The sequence below is a fragment of the Arhodomonas aquaeolei DSM 8974 genome, from assembly GCF_000374645.1.
Lineage (GTDB): Bacteria > Pseudomonadota > Gammaproteobacteria > Nitrococcales > Nitrococcaceae > Arhodomonas > Arhodomonas aquaeolei.
The window spans coordinates 262255-273653 of record NZ_KB894802.1 but is presented as its reverse complement, the minus strand read 5'-3'; the positions used below and the strand labels follow the sequence as shown (position 1 = coordinate 273653).

At 70.1% G+C, this 11399-nt stretch carries 12 protein-coding genes; 6 read left to right on the top strand and 6 right to left on the bottom strand.

Annotated elements, in window-relative coordinates:
- A partial coding sequence (locus C516_RS18755) for an integrase core domain-containing protein (protein ID WP_018717423.1) occupies positions 1–570 on the top strand: 570 nt, incomplete at its 5' end.
- Here C516_RS18755 and C516_RS18750 read toward each other — a convergent pair.
- The 4 genes from C516_RS18750 to C516_RS0105815 all read right to left on the bottom strand — a co-directional run bounded on the left by C516_RS18750 (position 507) and on the right by C516_RS0105815 (position 5119).
- Positions 507–1001 carry a MauE/DoxX family redox-associated membrane protein gene (locus C516_RS18750; RefSeq protein ID WP_169509128.1) on the bottom strand — a complete coding sequence of 165 codons (495 nt, stop codon included), beginning with the start codon at positions 999–1001 and terminating at the stop codon, positions 507–509. The genes C516_RS18755 and C516_RS18750 overlap by 64 nt on opposite strands.
- Positions 1002–1010: 9 nt before the next feature.
- The gene (locus tag C516_RS18745; protein ID WP_018717421.1) at positions 1011–2159 is read right to left on the bottom strand and encodes an amine dehydrogenase large subunit; all 1149 of its coding nucleotides are present in this window, start codon (positions 2157–2159) and stop codon (positions 1011–1013) included.
- A 67-nt stretch (positions 2160–2226) separates the two neighbouring features.
- Positions 2227–3741 carry an aldehyde dehydrogenase family protein gene (locus tag C516_RS0105820; protein ID WP_018717420.1) on the bottom strand — a complete coding sequence of 505 codons (1515 nt, stop codon included), beginning with the start codon at positions 3739–3741 and terminating at the stop codon, positions 2227–2229.
- 22 nt (positions 3742–3763) lie between these two features.
- Complete coding sequence (locus C516_RS0105815) at positions 3764–5119, bottom strand: alginate export family protein (RefSeq protein ID WP_051088196.1); 1356 nt, start codon at positions 5117–5119, stop codon at positions 3764–3766.
- 272 nt (positions 5120–5391) lie between these two features.
- On the opposite strand from C516_RS0105815, the gene C516_RS18740 reads away from it, so the two are divergent.
- Both C516_RS18740 and C516_RS18735 read left to right on the top strand, forming a co-directional pair.
- Positions 5392–6570, top strand: coding sequence for an FIST N-terminal domain-containing protein (locus C516_RS18740; RefSeq protein ID WP_018717418.1), 1179 nt, complete (start codon positions 5392–5394; stop codon positions 6568–6570).
- On the top strand, positions 6563–7924 hold the full coding sequence (locus C516_RS18735; protein ID WP_018717417.1) for a hybrid sensor histidine kinase/response regulator: 1362 nt from the start codon (positions 6563–6565) through the stop codon (positions 7922–7924). The genes C516_RS18740 and C516_RS18735 overlap by 8 nt, the downstream gene beginning before the upstream one ends.
- Positions 7925–7930: 6 nt before the next feature.
- Here the strand turns inward: C516_RS18735 and C516_RS0105800 are convergent, their stop codons facing one another.
- Together C516_RS0105800 and C516_RS0105795 are read right to left on the bottom strand one after the other, a co-directional pair.
- Positions 7931–8551, bottom strand: a complete 621-nt coding sequence (locus C516_RS0105800; protein WP_018717416.1) for a LuxR C-terminal-related transcriptional regulator — start codon at positions 8549–8551, stop codon at positions 7931–7933.
- 86 nt (positions 8552–8637) lie between these two features.
- Positions 8638–8904, bottom strand: coding sequence for a hypothetical protein (locus C516_RS0105795; RefSeq protein ID WP_018717415.1), 267 nt, complete (start codon positions 8902–8904; stop codon positions 8638–8640).
- A gap of 116 nt (positions 8905–9020) precedes the next feature.
- On the opposite strand from C516_RS0105795, the gene C516_RS0105790 reads away from it, so the two are divergent.
- From C516_RS0105790 to C516_RS18730, 3 genes are all read left to right on the top strand, one after another.
- Positions 9021–9542 (top strand): MarR family winged helix-turn-helix transcriptional regulator, encoded by a 522-nt coding sequence (locus C516_RS0105790; protein ID WP_018717414.1) that lies wholly within the window; start codon positions 9021–9023, stop codon positions 9540–9542.
- A 300-nt stretch (positions 9543–9842) separates the two neighbouring features.
- A complete protein-coding gene (locus tag C516_RS0105785; RefSeq protein WP_018717413.1) occupies positions 9843–10889 on the top strand; it encodes a TRAP transporter substrate-binding protein in 1047 nt (348 codons plus the stop codon).
- Positions 10873–11397, top strand: a complete 525-nt coding sequence (locus tag C516_RS18730; protein WP_156831139.1) for a TRAP transporter small permease — start codon at positions 10873–10875, stop codon at positions 11395–11397. The genes C516_RS0105785 and C516_RS18730 overlap by 17 nt, the downstream gene beginning before the upstream one ends.
- Positions 11398–11399: the final 2 nt, after the last annotated feature.

The window sequence follows — 11399 nt, the reverse complement described above, 5'->3', positions numbered from 1 at the left end:
CAGCACGAGCACCCCGGCGATCTGCTCCACCTCGATATCAAGAAGCTCGGCCGCTTCCAGCGCCCCGGACACCGCGCCACCGGCAAGCGCACCCACGAGTCTCGGGGCGCAGGCTGGGAGTTCGTGCACGTCGCCGTCGATGACCGCTCGCGCATCGCGCACATCGCCATCGAGCCTGATGAAACCGCCGACTCGGCCATCCGCCACCTGCGCACGGCGCTGGCCTACTACGCGCGCCTGGGCGTCACCGTGCGCCGCGTGCTCACCGATAACGGCGCCTGCTATCGCTCACGCGCCTTCGCTCGCGCCTGCCGCGAGCTCGGTCTCCAACACCGCTTCACCCGGCCTTACCGCCCACGCACCAACGGCAAGGCCGAGCGCTTCATCCAGACCGCGCTGCGCGAGTGGGCCTATGCCTTCGCCTACCAGGATTCAAACGAGCGCGCCGCGCACCTGCCGCGTTGGCAGCACGACTACAACTGGCACCGACAGCACGCTAGCCTTAATCACCAAACACCCATCAGCGTCCTCGGCCTATCCGGGGACAACCTGGTGAGACTCCACAAGTAGTCCAGCCCGCCGAGGGCGCGGCCGGTCGGCGGCAGGGCCGCCACGCCGGCGAGCGCCACCAGCACCCCGTTGCGCGGTAGCAGCCAGCCGCTGAGCTGCTGGCCCCGGGACGGGCCGAAGCAGCCACAGTCGATGTCCCGCCGGCCCCGCGCCAGGTTGACGCCTATCGCCAGGGTGAATACCGCGAACAGCACCGCCGCCAGCGTCGCCCCGGCCACCCGGGTGGGCTCGAAGACCACCGCCGCGGCGGCGGACACCTCGGCGAGGGGAATGACCCACGCCAGCGGCCGGACCAGGGCCTCGCTGACCAGGGCATAGTCCCGGATCGAGCGCCGGAAGCCGGCGGTGTCCCGCAGCTTGTAGACCGCGGCGGCGAGCAGCAGCACGGCGACCACGCCCCTGGCGATCCCGCTGATTACCGGATCGATCATCATGGCCTCCTAGGGCCGCCGCATCAGGAACGGCGTGTCCGCAAAGCCGTCATAGCCGTGCAGGTATTCCCCCGACCGGGCGTCGTAGACATCCATACCGGAAAAATCCGCACGCAGGGCGAACAGCAGGGGCTCGTCGTCGGCGGTGGTCTGGATCGACACGGCGGCGTTCTTCAGCGCGATACGCTGGCCGCGCTCGCCGGCGCCGGTGTCATACACCCACACCTCGGTACCCGGGTCCTTGTGGGTGTCCTCGCCGCCCTCGTGCATGAGCACGTACAGGCGGTCGCTGGCGGCGTGCCCGGCCTCCATCTGCCAGCCGCCGGGGCGCCAGCCGGCCTCCCGCTCGCTGTCGCTCGCGAGCTGCCAGGTGTCACCGAACTCGGGCATCTTGCCACTCCAGTTCACCGGGTGGACGGTGCCCTCGTGGGAGACGAAGTACAGCGTGTCGCCGACGTACACGGGCTTCTCGAAGAGGTGGCTGGTGCCCGCGTCGAACAGCTGCATGCGCTGGCGGCCGGTCTCCTTGCCGTCGCCGTCGTAGTCCACCACCACGAACGAGCCGTCGGCGCAGAGGCTGCCGAAGCGCCGGCCCTCGGGCGCCGGGTACATGAACGCGCAGCCCGGCAGCGGGATCTCGTTGAGGTAGCTGCGCTCCTCGAGGCTGACCACGCTCACGCTGGTCGCGGGGGTGACGTTGAACACCAGCAGGTCGCTGCCGCCGTTGGCCGTGACCAGGCCGTAGGGCTGGAGCAGCGAGAAGTGGCGCTTCTCCGGGATGTCGATCTCACCGACGGGCTGCAACGTTTGCGTGTCGAAGATCGTGACGATGTCCTCACGATCGCCACGGGTACCGCGGGAATAGTAGGTCTCCGCGGAATAGAGCTCGGAGCCGTCCGGGGCCACCTCGATGGCGGGGTTGTAGCCGGTGGACATCATCCCGAGGTACGCCTCGTTGGTCGTCTCGGCGTCGCCGTCGAGGAGCACGACCTTGGAATCGGGCATGTGGAAGAAGCTGACATCCCCCACGAAGACCCAGTGGGGACTGGCATCGGGCAGCTCCTCGACGGAGAGCTGCTCGGGCTCGAGTTGCGCGTTCGCCAGGCCGGCGGTCAGCACGCCGGCCATGAGCAGCGCCAGGCGGGTTCGCGATTTCATGGATCCTCTTCCCCCTTACTCTTCGCGACGTTGTGGCGGCGGCAGCGGCCACCGCCGGAATCACGGTCTAGATACTCATCATTACCGTCTTGGTCTCGGTGTACAGGTCCACCACCTCGCGCCCGAGCTCCCGGCCGATGCCGGACTGCTTGAAGCCGCCCAGCGGCAGGGCCGGGTCCAGCACGTTGTGACAGTTCACCCACACGGTGCCGGCGCGGATCTTCGGGATCAGGCGGTGCACCCGGGAGAGGTCGTTGGACCAGATGCTCGCGCCGAGCCCGTACGGGGTATCGTTGGCCAGGCGCGCGACTTCGTCCAGGTCGTCATAGGGCATGACGGTGAGCACCGGGCCGAAGATCTCCTCGCGCACCACCCGCATATCGTGGTTGGTGTCCGCGAGGATGGTGGGCTCGACGAAATAGCCGCCCTCGCGGGTATGACCGCCGGCGGCGACCCGCGCCCCCTGCTCGCGGCCGCTGTCGATGTAGCCCGCCACCCGCTGCTGCTGCTCGCGGGAAACCAGCGGCCCCATCTGGGCCTGCGGATCACGCCCGGAACCCAGGCGCATGCCGCCGGCGATGCCGGCGAGGCCGTCGACCACGGCGCCGTACTGGCGGCTGTGGACGTAAAGCCGCGAGCCGGCGGTGCAGACCTGGCCGTGATTGAGGAAGATCGCCTGCGCCGCGCCCTGGGCGGCGGCCGCCGGGTCCATGTCGTCGAGCACGACCACCGGCGACTTGCCGCCAAGCTCCAGGGACACGCGGGTCATGTTGTCCATGGCCGCCTTGCCGATGAGCTTGCCGACCTCGGTGGAGCCGGTGAACGCGACCTTGTCGATCCCCGGATGCCCGGACAGCGCCGCACCCGCGGTGTGCCCCTCGCCGGTGACCACGTTGATCACGCCTGCCGGCGTCCCCACGGACTCGGCCAGCTCGGCGAGGCGCAGCGCCGACAGCGGTGTCTCCTCGGCGGGCTTGAGCACCGCGGTGCAGCCGGTGGCGAGGGCCGGGGCGAGCTTCCACACCGCCATGAGGACGGGGAAGTTCCAGGGCACGATGGCCCCCACCACGCCCACCGGCTCCTTGCGGGTCCAGCCGGTGAACTGCTGGTCCGGCAGGTAGGGCACGGAGGGCTGGACACTGCGTCCGTCGATCTTGGTGGCCCAGCCCGCCATGTAGCGCACGAAGTCCACGGCCATGGTCAGATCCAGGTTCCGGGCCATGCCGACGGCCTTGCCCTGGTCCAGGCTCTCGATCTCCGCGAGCTCGTCGGCGTGCGCCTCGATGGCGTCCGCCAGCCGGAACAGGAGGCGTTCCCGGTCCACCGGCCGCATGCGCGACCACTCGGCGTCCTCGAAGGCATGCCGCGCCGCGCTGACAGCGCGGTCGACATCGGCCCCCTGGCCACCGGCGACCCGGGTCATGACCGTCCCCGTGGCCGGGTCGTGCACCGGCAGGCGCTCGCCGCCGGAGGCGCCGACCCATTCGCCGCCGATGTAGTGTCCGTGCTCGCGCTCGACGAACGCCCGGGCCGCCGCGGAGACCCCGGCGAATACGGATTGCTGCTCTGCCGCTTGCGTCATTGCCTGCCTCTCGTCCTCTGGCTCAGAAGTTCCAGATCGCGATGACCTGGAAGTAATTGTTGGTCTCGTCGGGGCCGGAGAAGCCGTCCCCCGGGTTGAAGCGCGAGTACACCGGCGAGATGAACAGCCGCTCGGTGACCGCGTACTCCATGAACACGTCCAGCTCCCGGGCGTAGTCGTCGCTCGTCCCCGGCGCGGTCTCGCGGGTGTTGAAGTCGAAGTACAGCGCTCCGAGGCGCACGCGCTCGTGCGGGTGGAGGTACAGCCCCACGTGCTGCACGTCGGTGTTGGAATTGAACGGCCCGGTGTAGTTGCCCGCGACCTCGCCCTGGAACCAGGTCCCGTAACCGCGGCTGAAGCCGTAGAACAGCGGGTCGAAGGCCTCGTTGTCGGTGGTGTCCGGGTCGTCGCCGGAGAAGCTGCTGAAGCGGTAGGCGAGCCTGGGCGCGAGCCACACGTCGGCGAACTGGTAGCTGCCCTCGACGTACCACGCATGGGCGTCGACGTCCGCCGCGTTGTCGGGGCTGCCCCGCTGCACCGTGGCCTCGAAGCGGAAGTCCGCGTTGTCGATGCCGAGGCTGCTGTTGCCGCGCAGGCTGACGGTATTGAGCCCGTCGCGGGAGGCGTAGGCGCCGCCGAGGTCGTCCTCGTCCACATCCAGCACGTGCAGGTAGGTGGCCCCGAGCGTGCCCCAGCCCTCGTCGTTGTATTCGACATTGAGGCCGGCGAGCTCGGTGTCGCCCTGGGCGTCGTTGTCGGACCCCAGGTAGAAGGCATCGCCGCGCCAGGGCGTGCCCGTCTCGAAGCGGGCGATGGCGGTGCGGCGGAAGGCATGGCGCGGTGCGAGCCAGTAGGCGCCGCCGCGGCTCAGGGAGTCCCCGAAGCCCTCGCCGAAATTGAGCGCATCGCCGTTGATCAGCCAGCCGTCGCCGACCGTGAACGACTGGCTGCCGATGGACAGGTCCACCGCATCGTCCACGCCGCCGATGAGCGAGCCGGAACGCCAGCCGACGTAGGCGTCCTCGACGTCGAACTCGCTCTCGTCACCGGTGCTGAAGCCGCCGGCGTCGCCATCGCCGTCGGTGGCGGAGGCCAGCCCGTTGAGCGCACCGTAGACGCTCGCCCCGTTACCGAGCACACGCTCGCCGGACACGCCCGCCTTGAAGTAGCCCTCGGTCCAGTTGACCTCATCCCGGCCCTGGCCGGTGTAATCCTGCTGGCTGGAGAAATAGCCGACGCCGAGCTCCGTATCGAGGCTAAGGCTGGAGCCGTCCTCGCCACTGTAGACCTCGTAGGCGGCGGCGTTCGCCGACGCCAGCGCGAGCACGGCCGCCGTGCACGGGGCCAACGGCCCCAGGGGGATGATTCGACGCGGCATGACCTCCCTCCCCGGTAGTTCGTTGCTCGTTGTCATTGCGCGTTATCGAATCCTAGGAGGGCGCCGGTGGCTTCTGTATTGCCCCCTCGCAGCATTTTTCGCCCCACCCCATAGCCCGAAAGTGTTAGTGCCCCCGCTCTGCCGGTATCGCGCCACCGGCGCGACGCGCACCGCGCAGACCACCGGCCACCCCGGCAACGACGACGCCGCGGTGTATGCTGCTACGATCTCCGATGACAGACCCGTTCGACGGCGGGGAGGAGGAGAAACAGATGCAGCGACCGCCCCGGCTATCGGCGACACCGGCCCGGCACGGTGCCGCGATCCGCCGCGTGGACAGCGCCCTCGACGACCCGGCCCTCGCCGCCGCGGAGATCGACCGCGGCCTTGGCGCCGAGACGCGCTCGCTGATCCTCCTCTGGTGCTCCGGCGACTACCCGCTGGAGGCGGTGAGCGAGCGGCTGGCGGGCCACCGTCCCGGGGCACGGGTGCTCGGCACCGTGGGTTCCGCCGTGCTCGGGCCCTCCGGCTACCGACGCCACGGGGTCAGCGCGGCGGCATTCCCCTCGGAGGCCGAGGTGGTCACGGCAACCCTGGAAGACGTCGACCGGATAGACTTCTCCCGGGGCTTCCAGGCGGCGAGCTGGCTGAAGAGCGAGATGCACCGCCTCACCGGCGAGCCCCCGGGCCCGGAGGATGCCTTCGCGCTGCTGCTGGTGGACGGTATGGCGCAGTGCGAGGAGCGCCTCGTGTCCTCCATCGCCCAGGGCCTGGGGAACCTGCGCCTGGTCGGGGGATCCGCCGGGGATCACTTCCGCGAACGCCCGGGACGCATCTGGCACGAGGGCCGTGGCCGCGACAATGCCGCCGTGCTCGTGCTCCTGCGGCCCCGCCGGCCGTTCCGCGCGTTCTCCACGCACCACTTCACTCCAGGCCCGCAGCGGCTGCTGGTCACCCGCGCCGACCCGGACCGGCGCGTGGTGCTGGAGCTCAACGGCCGCCCCGCCGCCCATGAATACGCCCGTGCCATAGGCACCGCACCGGAACGGCTCACCCCCGCGGTACTCGCCAACAGCCCGCCGGCGGTGAAGGTCGGCGATTCCTACTACATCCGCTCCGTGCGCCTCGTCTCCACCGATCCCGGCGAAGGACTGATGTTCACCTGCGCCGTGGATCAGGGGATCGTGCTGCGCGTCGCGATGGCGGGGGACCTCGCCGCGGACCTGCAGCATCGCTTCGAGGCGGTGGCGGACGACCTGGGCGGCATCGCCACCACCCTCGCCTTCGACTGCGCCCTGCGCCACCGGGAGATCGAGCACAAGTGCCTGGAAGCCCCCATGAACGAACTGCTCACACGCTTCGGTGTCTCGGGGATGGCCACGTACGGCGAACAGTTCGAGCGCATGCACCTCAACCAGACATTCACGGGGATCGCCCTGGGCCATGACTGACAGGCAGCACGCCGGGACCACGGAGATCGAGCGGCTGCGCAGCGAGAACGAGCGCCTGCTGCATATGGTGGACGTACTCATGGAGCGCGCCGAGCAGGACCAGGGCAGCCGCGGCGGCGACTACGCCCTGTTCGAGACCGCGGCGGTGCTGGAGGAAACGGTCAAGGCCCGCACCGCCGAGCTCGTCGAGGCCAACCGGCGACTCATGGACGAGATCGCCCGGCGGCGCTCCGCCGAGGACGAGCTCCAGCGCGCCAAGGCCCGTGCCGAACGCGCCAGCGCCAACAAGTCGAACTTCCTGACCGCGGTGAGCCACGACCTGCAGCAGCCCCTGACCGCGGCACGGCTGCTGCTGCAGGCCATCGCCGACAGCGCCGACGACGACGAGGTCCTCGACCTCGCCGCCAGCGGCCAGGCAACGCTGGAGACCATGGAGAGCCTGCTCGGCAGCCTCATCGACATCGCCAAGCTCGACTCCGGCGTGGTCCAGCCCCAGCCGACGCATTTCCGGCTCGACGTCCTGCTGCACCGCCTGGGCGGTGAATACCGCCTGCACGCCGAGAGCGCCGACCTCACCTGCCGGGTTCGCTGCCCTCCGGCGACCGTATACAGCGATCCGGTGCTGGTCGAGCGCGCCGTGCGCAACCTCCTCGGCAACGCCGTACGCTACACCCGCGACGGCGGCATCCTGCTGACCGCGCGACCGCGGCGGGGCGCCTGGCGGGTGGGCGTCTACGACACCGGCCCGGGCATCCCCGAGCGCGAGCAGCAGCGCATCTTCCGCGGCTTCTACCAGCTACGCAACGGCCGTGACGGCGAGGCCCAGGGGCTCGGCCTCGGGCTGACCATCGTGCGCATGATCGCCGAGCTCATCGGCGCCGGTATCGTGCTGCGCTCCCGCCCCGGCCACGGCTCGGCCTTCGGGATCACCCTCCCCGCCGGCCAGCCGGAACAGGCGCGGGACCCCGGCCAGCGCGCGGACTCAGGTGCCCATGCCCGGGATCTCGCCGGCGAGGAGGTCCTGGTGGTGGAGAACGACCAGGCGGTGATGCTCGGCATGGCGACGCTGCTGCGCCAGTGGGGGGCCCGGGTACACACCTGCTACGCCCCGCCCGAACGGGCCCCGGCGGCCGCCGCCACGGCGCTGATCGACTACCACCTCGGCGGCGCCGGCGAGAACGGCCTCGAGGTCGCCACGCGGCTGCGCGGCACGCATCCGGGGCTGCGCGCAGTCATCGTCACCAGCGAACGCGGGGAATGGCTGACGCGCCAGTGCCGGGAACTCGGTGTGGAGCTGCTGCACAAGCCCGTGGACACGGCACGGCTGCGTGACCTGCTCCAGGCGCGAAGGTAGTGCGGATCAGGCCAGCTCGCGGCCGATCAGCGCGGCCTCGACCCGGGTGCTGACACCGAGCTTGCGCAGCACCGCGCTCACGTGGGCCTTGACCGTCCACTCGCTGAGGTGGAGCTGCTCGGCGATCTGGCGATTGGACTGCCCCTCGCCGAGCAGGCGAAGCACGGTGCGCTGGCGCCGCGTCAGCGCGCTGAGCTCGCGCTCCCCGGCCACGGGGCTCGCCTCGCGCTCGGTGAACGCCCAGCTCGGGAAATACTGCCCGCCGTCGATCACGAGCTGCAGCGCGCTGCGGATGAGCGTGGTGTTCAGGGACTTGGGGATGAAGCCGGTGGCGCCGGCGGCGATACTCTGGCGCACCACCGCAGCGTCCTCGCGGTGGGAGATCACCACCAGCGGCACCGCCGCGGCGCGCTCGCGCACGGCCATCAGCGCGGCCGCGTCACCGCCGCCGGGCATGCACAGATCGAAGAGGATGAGATCGAACGACGCCGCCTCCAGCGCGGCGAGGCTGGCCTCCACGCTGTCCGCGTCACGAATCGTTACATCACTACCGAAAAGATCCCGCAACACGGGACGCAACGCATCCCGCATGAGCGGGTGATCGTCGGCGATCAGCACCCGTGCCATGCCGCCTGCCTCACAGTGAACCTAGCAGGGCAAACTAGCATGGCGCACCGGCGCGAGACAGTCCACGCCGGCGCGACGGCGGGCCGTCACGCCGCCTGAAGGGTCTCCGACTCGCCGATACCGTAGTCCGCGGGGCTGATCTCCGGGGCGATCTGGAAGACCAGCTGGAAGCCGTAGCCGTAGCGCCCGATCCGGGAGACGGCGGCCTCGTCGAGGATGGTCGCGGCGTCGTCGAACTCGAGCTGCTCGGCAAGCCGCTCGGCCTGAACGCGATCCTCGAGGCGGGCCTTGTAGACGCGGCGCTCGCCCTCGGCATTGAGGCCGAGCATGAGGAACCACTGCCGGTTCTGCATGGTTGATACTCCCTGAGCTGAAATATTGAACGCATTGTAACGCTTTGTGCTGCAACGCAGCATCACAAGTGATTCATCCGTCAGTCATAGATGGGCGCACCGGAGCGACGCCGTGGTTGCCGACCGGGGCGGCGTACTGCAACATCCCCGGCATGGATGACAAGGCCACACGAGACCATGCCGGCCCGGCCGAAGAGCTGGAGATCGAGCGATTCATCCCCTACCGCATGGCGGTACTGGCGGACTGGATGAGCCGCTCGCTCGCCGGGACGTACCAGGCGCGCTTCGGGATCTCGATCCCGGAGTGGCGGGTGCTCGCCCATCTCGCCCGGGAGGAACCACTCTCGGCCGGGGTGCTCAGCGAGCGGACCAACATGGACAAACCCCGGGTGAGCCGGGCGCTGCAGCGCATGGCCCGCAGCGCGCTCATCGAGCGCGAGAGCGACGCCCATGACCAGCGCGTCGCCGTAATCCGCATGAGCGCCCACGGGCGCGCCACCTACGAGCGCATCGCCCCCCTCGCCCGGGCATGGGAGCGCGAGCTGCTCGCCGGCCTCGACGAGAGCGAGTGCCTCGAGCTCCAGCGCCTGCTCGACCGGCTGCAGGAGCAGGTGGCACGGATGCGCGACCGCCCCTGAACGGCAACAACCCGCCCGGCAGCGGCCTTCCTCCGGGCGCCGTCGACATCAGGCCCGCCTGACACCGACCCGCCACACCGCCACTCGTTTCACCCCGCCCACCGGGCCCCGGCGTCGCCACGGGCCGACCCGTCGCGACCGTGAACACCGCATTGCCCGCGGCCCCGTCGCAGGCACCGCGCCTCAGCGTGGACGGGTCGAAGGGTCACGGTGGAGTGGCCGTTTATTTTCTATCGAAACGAAACCGGGTAATATTCCGGACACAAGTACACGAATATCCCCGGACGCAGGAGGAGAGTCATGCCCAGGGGAATCCTCGCACGCGCGCTGCTCGCGGGCGTCGCCACGGCGGGTCTGCTCGCGGCCTCCGCCGCCGCTGCACAGCAGACCATCGAGCTCAAGCTCAGCCACTACCTGCCGCCGTCCCACGGCATCCACACGGATTTCCTCGAGCCATGGGCCCGGGCGCTGGAGGAGCGCACCGACGGCCGGGTGAAGGTCACCATCTATCCGGGCAACACCGCCTTCGGCGACATCACGCGCCAGCTCGACCAGGTGCGAGCCGGCGTGGTGGACATCGCCCACGGCCTGAGCGGGCTGCCGCGCGGGCGCTTCCCGGCCACCTCGGTGATCGAGATGCCGTTCCTCGTCGAGGACGCCGGCACCGCCTCGCAGGTGCTCTGGCAGCTCTACCGGGAAGGTCGTCTCGGCGACGAGTACGACGGCCTCAAGGTCCTCGCGCTGCACGCCCATAACGCCGGGCTGATCCACACCACGGACACGCCGGTGCGCGAACTCGAGGACCTCGAGGGCCTGCGCCTGCGCACGCCGAGCCCCGCGGTCTCGGAGATGCTGGAATACCTCGGTGCCAGCCCGGTGGGCATGCCCCCGAGCCAGGTCTACGAGAACCTGCAGAAGGGCACACTCGACGGCACCCTGTTCACCTGGGACGCGGTCGGCGCCTTTCGTCTGAACGAGGTCCTCCAGTACCACACGGACGCACGGGCCTACACCGTGTCGTTCTACTTCGTGATGAGCCAGCGGCGCTTCGACAGCCTGCCCGAGTCGGTGCAGAACGCCATCGACGAGCTCTCCGGCGAGACCCTGGAGACCCGGTTCGGCACCTGGTGGGACAAGTGGGACCGCGCGGGGCGCGAGGACGCGGTGGCCCGCGGCCACGAGATCATCCCGGTTAGCGACGCCGAGCGCGCGCGCTGGCGCGAGCAGCTCCAGCCCATGATCCGGGATCGCCTGGAGACGCTGCAGGACAACGGCGTGGACAACGCGCCGGCGATCTACGAACGCGCCCGGGAGCTGGTGCGGGAATACAGTGACTCGTCCTCGTAGCGCCACGATCGCCGCGGGCCTGCACGCCGGAGTCGAGCGGGTGCTGGCCTGGGCGGCGACCGCCGGGGTGGCGGTACTGGGGCTAGCGATCGTCATGGTGGTGGGCGACATCGCGGCCCGCGCCGTCCTCAACCGCTCGCTGACCGGACTGGTGGACATCACCCAGCTGTGCGTGATGACGATGGCCTTCCTCGCCATCCCGTACACCTTCATCCGCAACGCCCATGTCGGCATCACCGCGGCGACGGACTGGCTGCCGGAGCGCGCCCGCGCCGGGTTCGACGCCCTGGCCGCCCTCGCCGGGGCGGCGCTGGTGGCCCTGCTCGGGCGCTATGGCCTCGACCAGGCGCTGCTCGCCCTGCGCTATGGGGATTCCTCCCAGACCATCGGCATCCCGATGATCTGGTACTGGAGCGCCCTGCTCGGCGGCTGCCTGCTCTCGCTCGTCGCCACACTCGCCGAGGCACTGCGCCGGTTCGTGCACGCCGCGACCGGCGAGGCGCCGTAACC

What these genes read in the sequence shown, in the direction of transcription:
- C516_RS18745 (WP_018717421.1), bottom strand. Translation starts at nt 2,159, where the DNA reads ATGAAATCGCGAACCCGCCTGGCGCTGCTCATGGCCGGCGTGCTGACC.
- C516_RS0105795 (WP_018717415.1), bottom strand. Translation starts at nt 8,904, where the DNA reads ATGCAGAACCGGCAGTGGTTCCTCATGCTCGGCCTCAATGCCGAGGGC.
- C516_RS0105815 (WP_051088196.1), bottom strand. Translation starts at nt 5,119, where the DNA reads ATGCCGCGTCGAATCATCCCCCTGGGGCCGTTGGCCCCGTGCACGGCG.
- C516_RS18735 (WP_018717417.1), top strand. Translation starts at nt 6,563, where the DNA reads ATGACTGACAGGCAGCACGCCGGGACCACGGAGATCGAGCGGCTGCGC.
- C516_RS18750 (WP_169509128.1), bottom strand. Translation starts at nt 1,001, where the DNA reads ATGATCGATCCGGTAATCAGCGGGATCGCCAGGGGCGTGGTCGCCGTG.
- C516_RS0105800 (WP_018717416.1), bottom strand. Translation starts at nt 8,551, where the DNA reads ATGGCACGGGTGCTGATCGCCGACGATCACCCGCTCATGCGGGATGCG.
- C516_RS0105820 (WP_018717420.1), bottom strand. Translation starts at nt 3,741, where the DNA reads ATGACGCAAGCGGCAGAGCAGCAATCCGTATTCGCCGGGGTCTCCGCG.
- C516_RS18740 (WP_018717418.1), top strand. Translation starts at nt 5,392, where the DNA reads ATGCAGCGACCGCCCCGGCTATCGGCGACACCGGCCCGGCACGGTGCC.
- C516_RS0105785 (WP_018717413.1), top strand. Translation starts at nt 9,843, where the DNA reads ATGCCCAGGGGAATCCTCGCACGCGCGCTGCTCGCGGGCGTCGCCACG.